Below are 16550 nucleotides of genomic sequence, written 5' to 3'. Positions count from 1 at the left end.
TTTTTCATTTTTATCAAGCAATGATCCATGAAGGAAGAGATAGAATAAAGATTTTTCAACATTAATGTGTAACATTTTTGTGTTATACAATAGGAAAAGCCTGTGCTATCTTTTTGTTATATTGATAAGCGCTTACAATTGGAGGAGTAAAAATGAAAGGGATGAATCCACGACAAAAAAAATTAATCCATTTACTTATTCAGAATGAAAACTATTTACCAGTATCGTTCTACTCCGAGAAATTGGAAAAATCGAATAGAACTATTTATTCTGATTTAGAAAAAATTCAAAAGCTACTCCCGGAACAACAACTTGTTTTAGAGAAAAAGCCACGAGTCGGAATCCGCTTGATAGGTCCCGTTGAATCGAAAATGCGGTTTCTAGAAGTTATTAATGGAACGACAGCAGACGCGCTCGGTTATCAAGAACGGCAGTGGCAAATTGCTAAAAAGTTATTGATTGATGACGAGACAGTCACGCAGCAAATGCTTGCTCAGAAATTCCATGTGAGTCCAAGTTCAATTGTGAGTGATTTTGAAAAACTGACAGACAAATATCGGGTAAGACTTTCTGCCTCAAAGCAAGGAACCAAAGTGTTTGGAAGTGAAGAAGAACTTCAAAATAGTTTGTTTCGCTTTTGTGAGGACTATTTGGATAAACATGGGGTAGGAGCTGAGCAATTATTTCATGATGAGACGGAGAAATTGTTATTTAAATTATACCCGCATCAATTAGTTGAGACTGTTTTCTCACAGATTAAGGAACTAAAAAAGCAGTCAGAGTTTTGGATACCGGAACAGTATGTAAAATCATTGGTGCTTCGTTTATTAATTTTTTGCTTCCGTTTAAATAAGGGCAAACATATCGAAGAAAAGGATTTCTTTTTTGATCAAATAAAATTGATCGATACGTATTTAGTTGCCAATGATTTATTGGTAAAGATTGCAGAAAAGAACAACTTCGAGTATCAGGAAGAAGATATATCTTATGTGAACAGGCAATTAGTTGGTTATGGGGTACGGGCTTGCGTAAAGAATAAAAGGAACTATAAAAAATATTCTGAGACAATCCAGAAAATTTTAAAAAATATGTCAGAGATCATGCAAGTTGACTTTCAAGGCGATCTACAATTAATTGAACGATTTTCGAACCACTTTATTCCGATGGTCTATCGGTTAAAAATGGGGATTGTAATTACCAATCCGTTAGTCGAAGAGATAAAAAATCAGTATGCAATTATTTTCAGCACAACATGGTATGTCTTAGCGAATACTGAAGAAGAATTAGGAATTCAGTTCAACGATGAAGAAATTGCCTTAATTGCAATGTATTTTCAAATATCTCTAGAAAAAAATCGACATGGGAAAAAGATTTTAATTGTTTGCCCGAGTGGTTTAGGAACATCTGAACTGATTTTTAATAAGATCAATCGAATTTTACCCGCTCAAGATACTGCCGAAATTACGACATTGGATAAGCTTTACAAAAAGAAGCTAGATAATGTTGACCTGATCATTTCTTCGGTGAAACTAGAAAAGATTGATAAACCAACGATTAAAGTCTCCACTTTGATGACACAAGAAGATCTCAAAAATATTACGGCAATTTATGCAAATTTATTTTATTCGGAGGAGTCAGAAGAAAATGCTAATCTAACCCTGCCTTTCTTACAGGAAGTGATTGACTTAGAATTTATTTACACTCAAAAGGAATTTGCAACTAAAGAGCAGTGTCTAAATTGGTTGATTGACCAGTTGGAGCGAAAAAACATCGTTTCACCGGCTTTTCGCAAAGAAGTTTTTGAGCGGGAAGTCATTGGGGAAACGGCGTTAGCAACAGGTGTCGCAATCCCTCATGCATCACCTCAAAATGTCTTACAAACGAAAATTACGATTGTCACACTGGAACGACCGATTGTTTGGGATCAACGAAAAGTTCAGTATATTTTATTGATGTGTATCGCCAAAACTGATCGTAAACTTGTTCGGGGCTTAATCACGGACATTCATAAAATCGTTCAATCAGAAAAAAAATTAACTCACTTTTTCGCAGAAAAAACGGCGACAGAAATTTATGAAACCATTATTAGGAGGTAGAATGATGCAAGTAATCAACGAAGAATTGGTCGATTTAGCGATTGAGGCCGATTCAAAAATAGCGGCTATCAATATACTCGCTGATCGGATCAATCAAGCAGGACGCTTATATAACCACACAGGGTATGTTGAAAGTGTAATAGAACGAGAAAATTTAACTACGACAGGGATTGGGTTTGGGATTGCCATCCCCCATGGGAAAAGTGCTCATGTAAAAGAAACGACCGTAGCTTTTGGACGGTTGAATCAAAAAGTCGATTGGCAAAGTTTAGATGGTGAAACTGTTAATTTGGTCTTTTTATTAGCTGTTCCAGAAGAATGCCAAGGGGATCAACATTTGAAAATTATTGCGGGTCTATCAAGAAAACTTGTTCATCAAGAATTTCGCGATACCTTGGCACAAGCAGCCAGTAATCAAGAAATCGTTGAGTTGTTAAATGATAGTTTAGCTGGCGTGGTAGCTTAAAAAAGTAGTCCCAAAAGAAGCTGTCTTCCCAATGAATGAAAGTGGTAAAAATATCTAGTTGGAATGTCCAAAGAATCCTTTTTAATCATGAGTAAAAGGGTCAATGAACTTTAATTAAAAAATCGAAGGAGAGAAAAATTATGAAATTAGTTGCTGTAACAGCTTGTCCATCAGGAGTTGCCCATACCTATCTTGCTGCAGAAAGTTTAGAGGTGGCTGCAAAAAAAAACAATGTGGAGATTCACGTAGAAACACAAGGATCAATCGGAATCGAAAATGAATTATCAATGGATCAAATTAATTGTGCAGATGCAGTCATTTTAACTAATAATATTGCGATCAAAAATGAAGAACGATTCAAAGGGAAACCTGTCGTACGCGTTAGTGCCGGAGATTGTATCAATAAGGGAGAAGCCATTGTTAAAAAACTCCAACAGAAATTGGCCAAATAGGAGGAAGTAGAATGATTGAATTACTAAAAAATACAAGAAAAAATTTGATGACTGGTGTTTCATATATGATTCCTTTTGTTGTGGCTGGCGGGATTTTGTTGGCATTGAGTGTGCTATTTTCTGGTAATGCCGCGGTTCCAGATAAAGGCTGGTTGGCAGATATTGCCAATATTGGTATTACGGGTCTGGGAATGATGGTACCCATCTTATCCGGCTATATCGCTTTTTCAATGGTAGATCGCCCAGGTCTGGCGCCAGGGATTATTGGTGGATTGATTGCAAGCAACATTGGAGCGGGATTTCTAGGTGGGATTTTATCAGGTATTTTGGCAGGGATAGTAGTTTTTTATCTAAAGAAAATTAAATTACCATCCAGTTTACGATCGTTGGGGCCGATCTTTATCATTCCGTTATTTGGTACGTTATTTGTAGGCGCTTTAATGTATTGGGTGATTGGCCAACCAATTGCTGCATTAATGACAGACTTGACCCAGTGGTTAGAATCTCTGGGAACCGGCAACTTAGTTGTACTTGGATTGATTTTGGGAGCAATGATTGCTTCTGATCTGGGAGGGCCGATCAATAAAGTTGCTTTTAGTTTTGGCTCAGCAATGGTAGGAACGATTAACCCAACAACCGGATTACCAAGTGAGACAGCCTTGACGATTATGGCAGGGATTGGTGTAGCAATTTGTATTCCGCCGCTTGCGATGGGGCTAGCGACGATTGTTGCTCCAAAGAAATTTACGATTGAGGAAAGAAACTCCGGAAAAGCGGCAATTGTAATGGGAATGGTAGGGATTTCTGAAGGAGCGATTCCTTTTGCTGCGGCGGATCCGTTACGCTGTATCCCAGCAAACATGATTGGTAGCGCAGTCGGAGCTGCGCTTGCAATGGCTTTAGGTGCCGGAAATCCAGCACCTTGGGGTGGCTGGATCGTTGCACCCGTCGCACAAAATCCATTGGTTTATATTCTTGGAACGGTGATTGGTTCAATTATTACTGCCGGTATTGTTATGGTTTTGAAAAAACCGGTTGTTGATGAGAAAACACAACCAACTGATTTGGATGATGACTTTGATTTAGACATCGAAATTATGTAGAGAAAAGATGTGTCGAAGGATTATTCGGCACATCTTTTTTAAACTAAAATCAAGTGAGCATAGGCACTGATCATTCGCTGATAGTCTAAGGGGATTCCTTTGCTACTAATAACGATATCAGCTTCAGACCAAGGCGCTACTTGCACAAGGGAAGTCTTTTCAAATTTTGTATTATCCAGCAGGATGATTTTTTTATTGGCTTTTTTAAGCATTCGGCGTTTAGCTTCAGCGTCAATCAAGGAGGAGGTACAAAAGCCTTTACGATTTTTAACTCCACTAGAACCCAAGAAGCATACGTCGAATTGAATGTCCGGATAAAGCTCACGACCGCTATTGCGAAAAGCCATATCAGCAGGAGAATATTCACCACCAAAACAAAAAAGCTTGTGATGACTACTTGCTAGTTGAGTAATTGCTGCTAAAGAGCTAGTGAAGAGTTGTTTTTTTTCTAAGGAGACGATCTTTTTAGCCAGTAAAGCGATGGTACTGCCTTGATCTAGGCCAATCGAGTAGTCTTCATTCGTAATAAAGTTTAAAGCGGTCTGTGTAATCTTATCTTTTTCCGAAAATTGGGAAGTGCGTTGAAAAACGGGCGCCAATTCTTTCTCCTTAATTAAGGTGGCTTTACCATGGTGCTTTGTTAAAACCCCTTCATTAGCGAGATAAGTCAAATCTTTGCGAATCGTTTCATCGGAAACTTGGAATGTCTTTACTAATTCATGAACTTTAACTTCTTTTTTTTGGTATAAAAGTTCCGTAATTTCTTTCCGGCGTTGGCTAATCTCAGTGGCTTTCATAAGAACTCCTTTTTAATCAAAATTAGCATGAGATTCCAATAAAAACAATAAAAAACTTGGGAAAAACGGGGCAAATCCAACTTTTAGCTTGTGATTCCAAAAATTATCTAGTTTCAAGAGAAAAAAATTTCTATACTAAGAGTGAGCAGAAGCAGAACAGGAGTGAGCAAGATGGAAACAGGAGTCATCAATCAAAAAGAAAATATTGCAAACGTGGTTATAAAAGGGAATCCACGGATTCAAATGATGAAAGAGCACTTATTTAAAGAAAAACGTCAAATTTCATTGGAACGAGCGTTGCTCTATACAGAAAGTTATCGTCAAACCGAGGGCGAGCCGACGATTATTCGCCGAGCTAAGGCAGTAGCGCATATTTTAGCCAAAGTTGAAATCAGCATTCGTGAAGGAGAATTGTTGGTTGGTAATCGAACGATTCGTCCGCGATCAGGAATACTTTCACCAGAGATGGATCCGTATTGGATCATGCAAGAGATCGACACGATTGCCACACGACCGCAAGATCAGTTTGAATTCACAGAAACAGATAAAAAAATCTATCGGGAAGAATTGTTTCCTTATTGGGAAAATCGTTCAATGAAAGATTTTATCAATCATGAACTGACGGATGAAGTAAAAAATGCTTTGAAAGATGAAGTTTTTAAATTGAATCAAACGGATAAGGGTCAAGGCCATATCATCATGGATTTCCCTGGAATATTGACCCAAGGAATCGGTAGTTATCTGGTAAGACTGGATGAAAAAATTAGTGCAGAGCCAGAGAATCATTTTTATCAAGCTGGAAAAATTATTTTTATTGGTATGAAGGAACACTTTTTACGTTATGCTCAATTAGCAGAAGCAATGAGTAAAAATGAACATGATCTTCAGCGGAAGCAAGAACTGCAGACAATTTCCCAAATGTGTATCAAGTTAAGCACTCAGCGCCCCGATTCATTTTATGAAGCGCTACAACTGCTATGGATGACTAGTATCGTTGGACAATACGAGTCAAATGCATCTTCGCTGTCGTTGGGTCGAATGGATCAATACTTGTATCCTTTTTACAAAGCATCTTTAGAAGCAGGTATCGATAAAGCTTTTCTATACGAAGTGTTGGGTGATTTTTATATTAAAACAAATGACGTAGTCCTTTTACGCTCTCAAAGCAGCGCGAAATGTTTTGCCGGTTTTCCAACCGGTTATACTGTTGTTTTAGGTGGGGTGGATGAATTAGGTCATACGTCGGTCAATCCACTATCGTTTGTGATGTTAGAACTTTACCATGAAATATTATTGCCACAGCCAAATCTTTCCGTCCGGATGAATGAGCTGATCCCGCGACGATTTTTATTGAAGACGGTAGAAACGATTCGATTAGGAACAGGAATCCCTCAATTATTCAATGATGAGGTTTGTGTGCCAGCCTTTCTGAGTAAAGGGGTGTCTTTAGATGATGCGCGGGATTACGCAACAGTAGGGTGTGTGGAGACTTCCATTCCAGGGAAAACTTATGGGTTGCATGATATTGCACTTTTTAATTTGTTACGAATTATGGAATTGAGCATCTATGAACTTAGAAATAAAAAAGATTTAACATATTTACAATTGGTCGATACGATTGAAAAGAAAATTGACTACTATGTAGAATTGGTAGTTAAAGGTTCAAATATCGTCGACTTAGGCCATCGTCATTACGCGCCTACGCCGTTCTTGTCGGTCTTGATTTCTGACTGTTTAGAAAAGGGTAAGGATGTTACTGAAGGTGGTGCTAGGTATAATTTTTCAGGGGTTCAAGGAATCGGAGAAGCCAATCTGAGCGACTCGATGTATGTGATCAAAAAAATGATTTTTGAAAACGAAGAAATGTCCTTTAGTCAATTAGTTGATGCGTTAGAAGCCAATTTTACAGGTGAATATGCGGAACTTCAAAAACATGTTATTCAGGATTTTGAAAAATTCGGCAATGACGATGAAGAATTAGATGTTATTGCAGCAAAACTATTCCGGCATTACGCTAAAGAATTAGAGAAGTATCAAAATGTGCGGGGTGGGCAATTTATCGCGGGTGCTTACACTGTCTCAGCTCATATTCCATTAGGAGAAGCCGTTGGGGCAACTCCAGATGGGCGAAAGGCTCAGGAACAATTAGCCGATGGTGGTTTATCCCCGATGGTGGGAAGGGATCATCTTGGGCCGACCGCGGTATTAAAATCTGTTAGTCGACTAGATAATTTTTTGACGGTCAATGGTAGTTTGTTAAATTTAAAATTTCAACCGAATACTTTGCAAGGACAACAAGGATTAAACAAATTTGCTGATTTTCTATTAGCATTTACAAAACTGAAAATTCAACATGTCCAATTCAATGTTCAATCAAAAGAAACGTTGCTGGCTGCTCAAAAACATCCAGAAAAATATGCAGGATTATTGGTTCGCGTAGCAGGTTATAGTGCGTTCTTTGTCGATTTAAACAAGCAGATTCAAGATGATATTATCGCACGTGTTGAGCATCAGTTGTAGAATGAGGGATCAAAAATGAAAAAAGGCTTGATTTTTAATCATCAACGTTACTCGGTTCATGATGGTGGTGGGATCCGAACGCTAGTTTTTTTTAAGGGGTGTCCGTTACGCTGTCCTTGGTGTTCTAATCCTGAGTCACGGAAACAGGTTGAAACGACCACGTGGAAAAAGAATGGTAGAATCGAACAAATTGGACAATGGTGGTCGGTGGAAGAATTATTAGATGAAGTGTTGAAAGACGAAATTTTTTATCGCACTTCTGGTGGTGGGGTAACCTTGTCTGGGGGAGAAGTCTTGATGCAGGCAGAATTCGCTAGTGAATTTCTTCAAGAACTGAAAGAACTTGGAATTCATACGGCAATTGAGACAACAGGCTGTTTCCCAGTAGAACGCTTAAAAAAATTAGTACCGTATGTTGATCAAGTACTTTTTGATTTGAAGATTATGGATCATGATAAGGCCAAACGAGTGATTGGACTTGATCAGAAAATAGTTCAAGAGAATTTCGACTATCTTTTGACACAAGAACAACTCCAAGTGATTCCGCGCGTCCCGTTGATTCCTGAGTTCACGACGAATGAAAAAAATATCCAGCAGATTATTGCATTTTTAAATAAACGTTCTGTTCAAGAGGTACATTTATTGCCCTTTCATCAATATGGTAGCAGTAAATATGACTATCTAGGCTGGGAGTACAGTATGAAAGAAGCACAAACTTTGAAACAAGTAGAAATCGAAAAAATCAAAATGAAATTTGAAGAAGCGGGAATCAGCGCGAATATCGATGGACTAGAGTAAGAGGCAATGTGTCTCTTACTCTTTTTCTAAGAATGGAAGCACGGCTTGGTGATGAATTTATGTCTTTTTCTTAAAGTGGATTGTTTTCTCTGAATGAATCGGTTATAGTATGTAACGAATGTTTTCAGCTTTTTTCAATTGTTTTCAGTTAACTAAAAAGAAGCAGATAGTTGTTGAATCAGTTGATTAAAGAGTTAGGATATAAAAAATAAAATTAAATAGAAATCAAAATATTTTTTCTTTCAAGAAAATATTTTGTTGAACTAGGAGGAAATATCTTGGAGAAACCTTCAATCTATGGTTTAAGAAGAACAGAATTGGTCGAATGGTTTTTAGCACACGGTGAAAAGAAATTCCGCGCAACGCAAGTTTGGGAATGGCTCTATCGCAGTCGGGTTAGTGAATTTTCGGAGATGAGCAATTTATCGAAACAAACCATTGCTTTATTAGAAGAAAATTTCGTGATCAATCCGTTAAAACAATTAGTGGTGCAAGAAGCCAGTGATGGTACTGTCAAATATTTATTCGAACTACCGGATCATTTGATGATCGAAACAGTCTTAATGCGTCAAGAGTACGGTTTATCGGTTTGCGTAACAACCCAAGTAGGCTGTAATATCGGTTGTACTTTTTGTGCATCCGGCTTGTTGAAGAAACAACGGGATCTAACCGCTGGAGAAATCGTTGCTCAGATCATGTTGGTTCAACACTATTTTGATGAACGTGATGAAGACGAACGCGTGTCTCACGTCGTTGTGATGGGGATTGGCGAGCCGTTTGACAATTATGACAACGTCATGGACTTTTTACAAGTAATCAATGATGATAAAGGTATGGCAATCGGTGCCCGCCACATTACCGTTTCAACAAGTGGACTTGTACCAAAGATCAAAAAATTTGCAGAGAATGGGCTGCAAGTAAACTTGGCGATTTCCTTGCATGCGCCAAATAATGAAGTTCGGTCATCAATCATGCGGATTAACCGCAGTTTTACAATTGAAAAGTTGATGGAAGCTGTGGATTACTATATCGCAGAGACCAATCGGCGGGTCACGTTCGAATATATTATGTTAGCTGGTGTTAATGATCGGCCAGATCATGCCCAGCAGCTGGCAGACTTGATGAAGGATAAGAAAAAATTAGTCTATGTAAATCTAATTCCTTATAACCCTGTCAGTGAACATGATCAATATTCCCGTAGCAGTAAAGCGGACGTGTTACGTTTTTACGATGTCCTGAAAAAAAATGGTATCAACTGTGTGATTCGTAAAGAACATGGCACGGATATCGATGCTGCTTGTGGGCAACTCCGTAGTAAGCAAATGAAAAAAGTTGCAGCTAAGTAGCTGATTGAGGTTGTGACAAAAGGATCAGTTTCAAGAAATTTCGTCTTATTTTCGAAGAAGCTACTTTTGCAATACCATTTATTCAGAAAAAGGATGTGTGACAAGAATCTTGTCACACATCCTTTTTGTTATACTAGAAGAAAAGGTTACCAAAGGGGTGCGGGATGCATAATGAAGATATTCAAGCAATTTTCGCTCATCGCTACGATCAAGGCTGGGATTATTGGACGACCGAGGATAAGCGTTTAAGTAAGGGGGCACCATTTTCTTGTTTAGAATCGGCTGAGTATTTATTGGAATTAGGGATGGACCCGCAAGAAGAGGTCTTACAAAAGGTCGCCGAATTACTGTGGGAAAGTTGGCGCGAACCTGGCGAGTTCAAGCTTTATCCTCAAGGGGCCGTATTTCCTTGCCAAACCATTCCGGCTGCGACTCTTTTAGTACGTTTAGGTCATGGGGCTGATCTTCGAATGAAACAGACGGTGGAACATTTATTAGCGACACGTTACAAAGACGGCGGCTGGTGGTGTAAAAAATTCTTTTTTGGGAAAGGAGCGGAAACCGAATTTTCCAATCCGTTACCAACGTTGAATGCGTTGGAATTATTTCGTCGGACAACATTTGTCGAAGAAGCCGAATTAGATGATACCGTAGAATTTCTATTGAATCATTGGGAGACGAAATTACCGTTGGGACCTTGTCATTATGGGATTGGAACACTGTTTATGCAAGTGGAATATCCTTTTCGGGGGTATGGGTTGTTTTATTACCTGTATGTTCTATCTTTTTATGAAAAGGCACGGAATGATCCGCGTTTTCAAGAAGCCTTTATGGCACTGAAAGAAAAAATAGTAGCTGACCAGATAGTAGTGGAACGAGTAGTTCCTAAGTTGCGCAAATTGAGTTTTTGTAGAAAGAATCAACCAAGTGAGTTAGCAACGCAAAGGTATCAAGAAATTTTAACTAATTTGGCCCAGTAAACATCCGTTTTAAGCAAACTTGTTCTTCTTAAAAAATGAAAGGATAGAATAATAAATTTCTATACTAGAAAAAGGAAAAAAGGTTGTTCCAGCAAGTAGTCTCTGGAATAACCTTTTTTACGTTATGCGATAATTGTGCCTACGGGGAAAATTTTTCTAAAGATTTTCCGGACGAGCGGCCCAGCGATGATTAATTGGAAGGGCAGAGCCATAATGAGATTTCTCAAAATATTTGTGATCCAAATAAAGAAGAGCTGATGCCATTCTTGAGTTTGACTAAGTACCTCGAGCGTACCATATAATGACATGAAAAAAACCATCGGCAATACCATACAGCTAGAAACGGTCAAGACTTTTCGTAACGGACTAGCAAAAGTCGGTAATAATTTAAAAGCGAGTTTCTTAGCGGGGGTCGAAACGATGAACCAGTCTAAAAAGAGCGCACAACAATACCCCAAGGGCAAGCCAATCCAGGCCGTTTTTAGAACGTCCACGGACAAACTGCCGGTGTGTAAATAAATGTTATACAAGCTCATCCAAAAGACCATTACGAAACACATTAACAAAGTATAAACAAAACTTTCTCTCTTATTTTCGGGCATAAAGATTCCTCCTATTTTGAATACAGTTGCTGTTTAACCGACTTATTTTTAGGGATCAACTGTACTCAGTAATAATTTGCTACTCTGCCAAAAGCAGAATGAATACAAAAAAGCGGCGATCGTATAACTCGTTACGATAACCGCGGGGGAATCTTCACTGCGTTATGGAAAGACAATTTTTTGCTGTTTCCATTATAAACAGATTTCTTTTGTTCATGTAAGTAAAACTTTTATTTTTTTTCACCGATTTCATCTTTTAACCGATAAATCTTTGAAGGCCGGCCGATTCCGACTGGGCGTTCACCGATTTCATCAAAGTACTGTAACATCGCTTTTTTGAAATTCGAGTGATCGACCGTTCTGAAATCAACCCCTAAAAATTTCGCAAATACTTTGCGAGCTTCAGTGATCGTAAACTCTTCGCCTAAAACTTGTAAGATCAATGGTTCATGGTCCATTTTATTCAAGACCCGATTGAAGGCTTTCCGGATGATTTCATTGTGGTCAAAAGCTAAGGTGTCTTTGCCGACCGACTTGCCAGCTTCCAATTCGATCTCGATCGAAATATCATCACTCGTCAAGCTGATTGTTTCACCATGACGTTCCAGATTGAACCAACGGGCATCTTGGGTATCGTCACCAGCGGTTGGCGGCACTTGTCCGATAAAGGCCAAATAACTTACTGTAATCACCCAACCACGGGGATCACGATTCGGTGTACTGAAAGTATGAAGCTGCTCAACGCTTTTACGTCCGATGGTTAAACCAGTTTCTTCAGCCGTTTCGCGGCGAACACTGTCATTGGTAGATTCATTACGTTCTACGAAGCCGCCCGGTAAGGCCCAAGAATTCCGATAGGGATTTCCTCGTCGTTGAATCAATAAAATTTTTAACTGATCTTCTTCTTTGTTGTAGCCCATAATGACAATATCGACCGTCACGGAAGGTTTGTCGTATTCTGGCTGATCTTGTTTTTTATACCAAGCGATGAATTCCGCTTCATCCGCTTCGTGTTCATAATAGTCTTTTTCTGCTTCTTTTGAGGCAAAATGTTTCATGGATTGTCCACCTATTTCCTTATAAGTATTCTCTACTTTATTGTAGCATGAATAGTAAAAAAAAGGGAACTCCGTGTGGAAGTCCCCTTAAGCATTTAAATTATTTTGTCGATTCAGTGGTTGCTTTATTACTTGAGCTTGTAGTAGTCAAGAAATCAGACAGAATGTTTTCAAATGAATCGTCTTTAATCTTCACATTGGCTTTTTTCAATTCTTTTGAGATAACTTCAGAAGTGAAGGTTTGATCAGTCATTTTAGTATCTTCAGCGATCTGTTTCAATTCTTTTTTATATTTATCCATGTCATTGCCCTTAGATGAATTTTTCTCCATCTTGACAATGTAGTAGCTTGATTGATAAGTCGAAGCATCCATTGCTGTAATAACATCTGAAACTTCACCATCTTTTAGCTTGAAGGCAGCTTCTTTGACTTCAGCGGGTACCGTTGATGATTGCGAATCAAATTTGATTTCGCCACCTTTATCTTTCGTTGTGGAATCTTGAGATTTTTCTTTTGCAATCTTAGCAAAATCACCTTTATCATCCAATTGTTTTTTGATTTCTTTGGCTTCGTCTTCGCTACTTGCTAGAATAATCCGAGCAGTAACTTCTGGATGGAAGGATTCCCACGCTGTTTTCAGATCTTTATCAGTAATCTTGATATGAGCTTTCAAACCTTCTTGGAAAGCTAAAGATTGTTTTAGATAATCTTTATACGAATTTTTTGTATAGCCAGCAGATTTTAATTGGCTTTCAAAGCTATCACCCATTTGTTTAGCTTGTTTATTGTATTCTTTATCGATTTGTTTGTCCGTGACTTTATCACCATAAGCATTTTCGAACACTTTATAGATGATCATATTACGAACTAAGCTTTGATTCGTTTGATCTTTTTTGGCTTCATTATAGAAGTCTTCAACGGTAATTTTTCCGCCTTTCATAGTGGCGATCTCTTGATTGGAACTACCTGAGCAGGCTCCCAATGTGATGACACTTAGTAAGCCGGCAGTGGCTAAAAGAATCTTTTTTTTCATTTCTTTGCGACAACTCCTAAATTATAATTTACAGTATTTCTTTCCTTTTCAACTATACCATACCTAAAAATGTAAAAGAAAGAGGATAAAAATAGTTTCCGAGAAAATTCACATTAAAGGCATAATTATGAAAGGAAAAGAAACTATTAATGACTCGTTGTTGGTCTTTCTAATGAGAAACGGCCTTTTTTTATTACCGTTTGGGTCTCGCTCTCTGGTAAGGATTGGTTGATTTTATCTAACTGTGCTTGAATTTGTTGGATGCGAGGCTCGGCTTGAAAACGAAAATCCGCGACATCTTTTTCGACACCAGATTTAAAAGCGGGGACTAGGGTATCAAACGTCCCTTTTAATGTCACCAAAGATTCTCGAAAAGCGGACAGATTATCATTTAGTTCATCGGTTAATTCGACTAATTCCCGCGTGTTGGTAATGATTTTTTCTCGAGTCGCTTCCCCTTTGCGAGGAGCTAATAATAAGCCGCCTAATGTTCCAAGACCAGCACCAAATAAGATTCCTTTAAAAAAACTCATTTATTTCACCTGTTCCTTGATCTTATCAGCAATTGCTTGCATTTCTGCGGGACTCTGCTGATCTGTATGGTTTCCAAAATGGATCGAGAAATCATCTTTTTTACTGTAGCGGGGAATTAAATGAATATGAGAATGGAAAACAGATTGATAGGCCAATTCTTTATTATTATTTAGAATATTCAATCCTTCCATTTCAGGAAAAGCTTTCTCTAATGCTCGGGCAATTTTAGGAATCCGGGCAAAGACGGCTGCGGCGATTTCTTCATCATATTCAAAAATATCCGTGACGTGTTGTTTTGGAACAATTAAAGTATGACCTTTAGTGGCTTGTGAAATGTCTAGAAAAGCATAGACTTTCTCATCCTCATAAACTTTGTAACTAGGGATCTCTTGGTTGATGATTTTACAAAAAATACAATTTTCCATTAAGAACATCCTTTCCGATTGATCTTTAGTAATTTATTTTGCGTCGCTTGTGCGAAAAGAGAGGCATCAGCGACGGTAAATGCTTCTTTTACTTTACCATAACTTATTCTACTTGTGCGGGAAAAGCGCAAGAGAAGATTAATTATCTAAGGGAGTCTGCTATAATACTAATTATAAAATTGCAGTCTATCTGTTTGGCTAATTGCGTTTCCGCACTGCTTTCATAACATAGGTAGGGGAGCAACTTAAAAGCAGATTGGTTAGCCAACAAACAGCGATAAAAAGTAGTGAAAATATGATAGCAATTAGGAGTGAGTACATGGGATTAGTGATTGACCAAGTAACAGGCGGTTATGGTCATTTGCCTGTTTTGAAAAATATCAGTTTTGAAGTTGAAAATGGTGAAATGATTGGATTAATCGGTTTGAATGGTGCGGGAAAATCAACGACGATTAAAAATATTATCGGTTTGTTGACGCCACAAAAGGGAAAAATTGTGGTCGATGATTTGACTCTACAGCAAGATCCAGAAAATTATCGCAGAAAAATCGGTTATATTCCTGAAACGCCTTCATTATATGAAGAATTAACCTTACGGGAGCACATCGAGGTGACGGCAATGGCCTACGGGATTCCCAAAGAGGAAGCTATGAAGCGGGCTACAACGTTGCTAAAAACTTTCCGATTGGAAAATCGGTTAGAATGGTTTCCGGTGAATTTTTCTAAAGGGATGAAACAAAAAGTGATGGTCTTATGTGCATTCTTGATTCAACCCAGTTTGTATATCATAGATGAACCATTTTTAGGGCTGGACCCTTTGGCAATCAATGCTTTACTGGAATTGATGGTGACCATGAAAGAGCAAGGGGCCGCAATTTTGATGTCTACACATATCTTAGCGACTGCTGAGAAGTATTGTGATCGTTTCATCGTGCTCCACGAAGGCGAGGTCCGTGCTCAAGGAACCTTAGCAGAATTGCAACAAGAATTCCAACTGCCGGGTTCATCTTTAGATGAAATCTATCTGGCGTTAACTAAAGATGCCAGTCTAGCTATTGAAAGTTAGGCGAAAGCTAAGGGTTCAATGAAACGAGTCTGGAATTTTATTAAGAAGACAAAGGAGAAGGATGATGGCTGATTTTTTTCTATTGCGACGTCAACGGCATCAGAAAAAAATGATGAAATATATGCGGTATGTGTTAAATGATCATTTTGTTTTGGTGTGTTTATTTTTACTAGGAGGTTTAGGATTTTATTATTCTAACTTACTAAAACAATTGCCACCCCATTTTCCTTGGAGCTTGCCGATCGTAGGCATTATTTGGTGGCTAGTATTACCGTTAGGCAGGCTCGCTACATTGGTTGAGCCGGCGGATATGACTTTTTTATTGCCGAAAGAAACTGAAATGGGCGGCTATTTATCAAGGGGAATTCGCCATTCTTTGGCCTTGCCCTTCACTATCGAACTGTTGATTTGCGGAGCGCTATTGCCGCTAGTTATTTTGGCGAAACAAATTAGTTTTGCAAATTTTTTCTTTTTCTTAGTGATGTTGTGGGGGCTGAAATTTAGTCATCTACGCATTCAACGCCTGGCCTGCTATCAAGATACTCGTACTCAAGTAACGCGATTAACAATAAGCTGGCTGATTACCAGTGGTCTGATTATTTTTGTGGGTCTTTATGGACCGGCTTGGCTTGGAATGTTAGCAGCAATTCTGACGGTAGGAGCCTTTGTCTCTTTGACACAAGAAAATGGGCGGCTGTTAGATTGGAGTAAGATGATTGATCAGGAAAATAGTCGCTTGCACCGCATCTATCAATTCATTAATTTGTTTACCGATGTTCCAGAGATTGAGGCAAAAGTTCGGCGGCGAAAATATCTGGATGGTCTTTTAGCGCGTATTTCCTTTAAACAAGAGAATACGTATTTATATTTATTTGCGCGAGGTGCGTTAAGAGGAGCTGAATTTGGTGGTTTATTTTTCCGCCTGTTGATTGTGGGCGGGATTTTATTGTTCTCATTGAATGACTTTCGTTTTATTGTGGGAGTTAGCCTGCTATTTATTTATTTAATCGGCTTTCAAATGATCCCATTATACAAACAATTTGATTATATCAGTGCGTTGCGGCTATATCCAGTGCCCCAAAAATTTAAGCGTCAGGCGTTGCAACGTTTGATGGTGATTTTATTAATAGCTGCAGCGATTATTTTTACTTTATGTAGCTTGCTTCAATCTAGCATAGTAGAAAGTTTCATCTTACTTGTGGTACTTTTAATGGAAATCGGACTATTTGCGTGGCTTTATCTCCCAGCAAGAATTAAGAAAATGGAGGATTAGT

At 38.4% G+C, this 16550-nt stretch carries 16 protein-coding genes; 10 read left to right on the top strand and 6 right to left on the bottom strand.

Annotated features, from left to right (window positions below; all coding sequences use genetic code 11):
- Positions 1-152 precede the first annotated feature (152 nt).
- From EP1_RS08445 to EP1_RS08430, 4 genes are all read left to right on the top strand, one after another.
- On the top strand, positions 153-2096 hold the full coding sequence (locus tag EP1_RS08445) for a BglG family transcription antiterminator (RefSeq protein WP_067626390.1): 1944 nt from the start codon (positions 153-155) through the stop codon (positions 2094-2096).
- A 4-nt stretch (positions 2097-2100) separates the two neighbouring features.
- Positions 2101-2562: a PTS sugar transporter subunit IIA gene (locus EP1_RS08440; protein WP_174519748.1), complete on the top strand. Its 462-nt coding sequence runs from the start codon at positions 2101-2103 to the stop codon at positions 2560-2562.
- A gap of 140 nt (positions 2563-2702) precedes the next feature.
- Entirely contained in the window at positions 2703-3014 is a 312-nt protein-coding gene (locus EP1_RS08435; protein ID WP_067626386.1) for a PTS fructose-like transporter subunit IIB, read from the top strand.
- 11 nt (positions 3015-3025) lie between these two features.
- Positions 3026-4117, top strand: a complete 1092-nt coding sequence (locus EP1_RS08430) for a PTS fructose transporter subunit EIIC (RefSeq protein ID WP_067626384.1) — start codon at positions 3026-3028, stop codon at positions 4115-4117.
- 38 nt (positions 4118-4155) lie between these two features.
- Here the strand turns inward: EP1_RS08430 and EP1_RS08425 are convergent, their stop codons facing one another.
- On the bottom strand, positions 4156-4914 hold the full coding sequence (locus EP1_RS08425; protein ID WP_067626383.1) for a DeoR/GlpR family DNA-binding transcription regulator: 759 nt from the start codon (positions 4912-4914) through the stop codon (positions 4156-4158).
- A 171-nt stretch (positions 4915-5085) separates the two neighbouring features.
- On the opposite strand from EP1_RS08425, the gene EP1_RS08420 reads away from it, so the two are divergent.
- From EP1_RS08420 to EP1_RS08405, 4 genes are all read left to right on the top strand, one after another.
- Positions 5086-7434 (top strand): formate C-acetyltransferase, encoded by a 2349-nt coding sequence (locus EP1_RS08420; RefSeq protein WP_083507521.1) that lies wholly within the window; start codon positions 5086-5088, stop codon positions 7432-7434.
- A 15-nt stretch (positions 7435-7449) separates the two neighbouring features.
- Complete coding sequence (locus EP1_RS08415; RefSeq protein WP_067626382.1) at positions 7450-8232, top strand: glycyl-radical enzyme activating protein; 783 nt, start codon at positions 7450-7452, stop codon at positions 8230-8232.
- Positions 8233-8510: 278 nt separating this feature from the next.
- The gene (gene rlmN, locus EP1_RS08410; protein ID WP_067626380.1) at positions 8511-9578 is read left to right on the top strand and encodes a dual-specificity RNA methyltransferase RlmN; all 1068 of its coding nucleotides are present in this window, start codon (positions 8511-8513) and stop codon (positions 9576-9578) included.
- A gap of 164 nt (positions 9579-9742) precedes the next feature.
- Positions 9743-10558 (top strand): prenyltransferase, encoded by an 816-nt coding sequence (locus EP1_RS08405; protein WP_067626379.1) that lies wholly within the window; start codon positions 9743-9745, stop codon positions 10556-10558.
- 122 nt (positions 10559-10680) lie between these two features.
- Here the strand turns inward: EP1_RS08405 and EP1_RS08400 are convergent, their stop codons facing one another.
- The 5 genes from EP1_RS08400 to EP1_RS08380 form a co-directional block, all read right to left on the bottom strand.
- Positions 10681-11160, bottom strand: coding sequence for a DUF2798 domain-containing protein (locus EP1_RS08400; protein WP_067626377.1), 480 nt, complete (start codon positions 11158-11160; stop codon positions 10681-10683).
- A gap of 230 nt (positions 11161-11390) precedes the next feature.
- Positions 11391-12218 (bottom strand): NUDIX hydrolase, encoded by an 828-nt coding sequence (locus EP1_RS08395; protein ID WP_067626376.1) that lies wholly within the window; start codon positions 12216-12218, stop codon positions 11391-11393.
- A 100-nt stretch (positions 12219-12318) separates the two neighbouring features.
- Positions 12319-13251, bottom strand: a complete 933-nt coding sequence (locus EP1_RS08390; RefSeq protein ID WP_067626373.1) for a peptidylprolyl isomerase — start codon at positions 13249-13251, stop codon at positions 12319-12321.
- 146 nt (positions 13252-13397) lie between these two features.
- Positions 13398-13784: a YtxH domain-containing protein gene (locus tag EP1_RS08385; RefSeq protein ID WP_067626370.1), complete on the bottom strand. Its 387-nt coding sequence runs from the start codon at positions 13782-13784 to the stop codon at positions 13398-13400.
- Positions 13785-14243 (bottom strand): HIT family protein, encoded by a 459-nt coding sequence (locus tag EP1_RS08380; protein ID WP_305040961.1) that lies wholly within the window; start codon positions 14241-14243, stop codon positions 13785-13787.
- 286 nt (positions 14244-14529) lie between these two features.
- On the opposite strand from EP1_RS08380, the gene EP1_RS08375 reads away from it, so the two are divergent.
- Positions 14530-15276: an ABC transporter ATP-binding protein gene (locus tag EP1_RS08375; protein WP_067626366.1), complete on the top strand. Its 747-nt coding sequence runs from the start codon at positions 14530-14532 to the stop codon at positions 15274-15276.
- Between the two features lie 64 nt (positions 15277-15340).
- Positions 15341-16549: an ABC transporter permease gene (locus EP1_RS08370; protein ID WP_067626364.1), complete on the top strand. Its 1209-nt coding sequence runs from the start codon at positions 15341-15343 to the stop codon at positions 16547-16549.
- Position 16550 lies beyond the last annotated feature (1 nt).

The sequence above is a fragment of the Enterococcus pseudoavium NBRC 100491 genome (assembly GCF_001544295.1).
Classification (GTDB): Bacteria; Bacillota; Bacilli; order Lactobacillales; family Enterococcaceae; genus Enterococcus_A; species Enterococcus_A pseudoavium.
This window is presented reverse-complemented; position numbering and strand designations above follow the sequence as displayed.

Excerpts from the sequence above, each read along its gene's own strand:
- EP1_RS08445 (WP_067626390.1), top strand. The coding sequence starts at position 153 with ATGAAAGGGATGAATCCACGACAAAAAAAATTAATCCATTTACTTATT.
- EP1_RS08440 (WP_174519748.1), top strand. The coding sequence starts at position 2,101 with ATGCAAGTAATCAACGAAGAATTGGTCGATTTAGCGATTGAGGCCGAT.
- EP1_RS08435 (WP_067626386.1), top strand. The coding sequence starts at position 2,703 with ATGAAATTAGTTGCTGTAACAGCTTGTCCATCAGGAGTTGCCCATACC.
- EP1_RS08430 (WP_067626384.1), top strand. The coding sequence starts at position 3,026 with ATGATTGAATTACTAAAAAATACAAGAAAAAATTTGATGACTGGTGTT.
- EP1_RS08425 (WP_067626383.1), bottom strand. The coding sequence starts at position 4,914 with ATGAAAGCCACTGAGATTAGCCAACGCCGGAAAGAAATTACGGAACTT.
- EP1_RS08420 (WP_083507521.1), top strand. The coding sequence starts at position 5,086 with ATGGAAACAGGAGTCATCAATCAAAAAGAAAATATTGCAAACGTGGTT.
- EP1_RS08415 (WP_067626382.1), top strand. The coding sequence starts at position 7,450 with ATGAAAAAAGGCTTGATTTTTAATCATCAACGTTACTCGGTTCATGAT.
- EP1_RS08405 (WP_067626379.1), top strand. The coding sequence starts at position 9,743 with ATGCATAATGAAGATATTCAAGCAATTTTCGCTCATCGCTACGATCAA.
- EP1_RS08400 (WP_067626377.1), bottom strand. The coding sequence starts at position 11,160 with ATGCCCGAAAATAAGAGAGAAAGTTTTGTTTATACTTTGTTAATGTGT.
- EP1_RS08395 (WP_067626376.1), bottom strand. The coding sequence starts at position 12,218 with ATGAAACATTTTGCCTCAAAAGAAGCAGAAAAAGACTATTATGAACAC.
- EP1_RS08390 (WP_067626373.1), bottom strand. The coding sequence starts at position 13,251 with ATGAAAAAAAAGATTCTTTTAGCCACTGCCGGCTTACTAAGTGTCATC.
- EP1_RS08385 (WP_067626370.1), bottom strand. The coding sequence starts at position 13,784 with ATGAGTTTTTTTAAAGGAATCTTATTTGGTGCTGGTCTTGGAACATTA.
- EP1_RS08375 (WP_067626366.1), top strand. The coding sequence starts at position 14,530 with ATGGGATTAGTGATTGACCAAGTAACAGGCGGTTATGGTCATTTGCCT.
- EP1_RS08370 (WP_067626364.1), top strand. The coding sequence starts at position 15,341 with ATGGCTGATTTTTTTCTATTGCGACGTCAACGGCATCAGAAAAAAATG.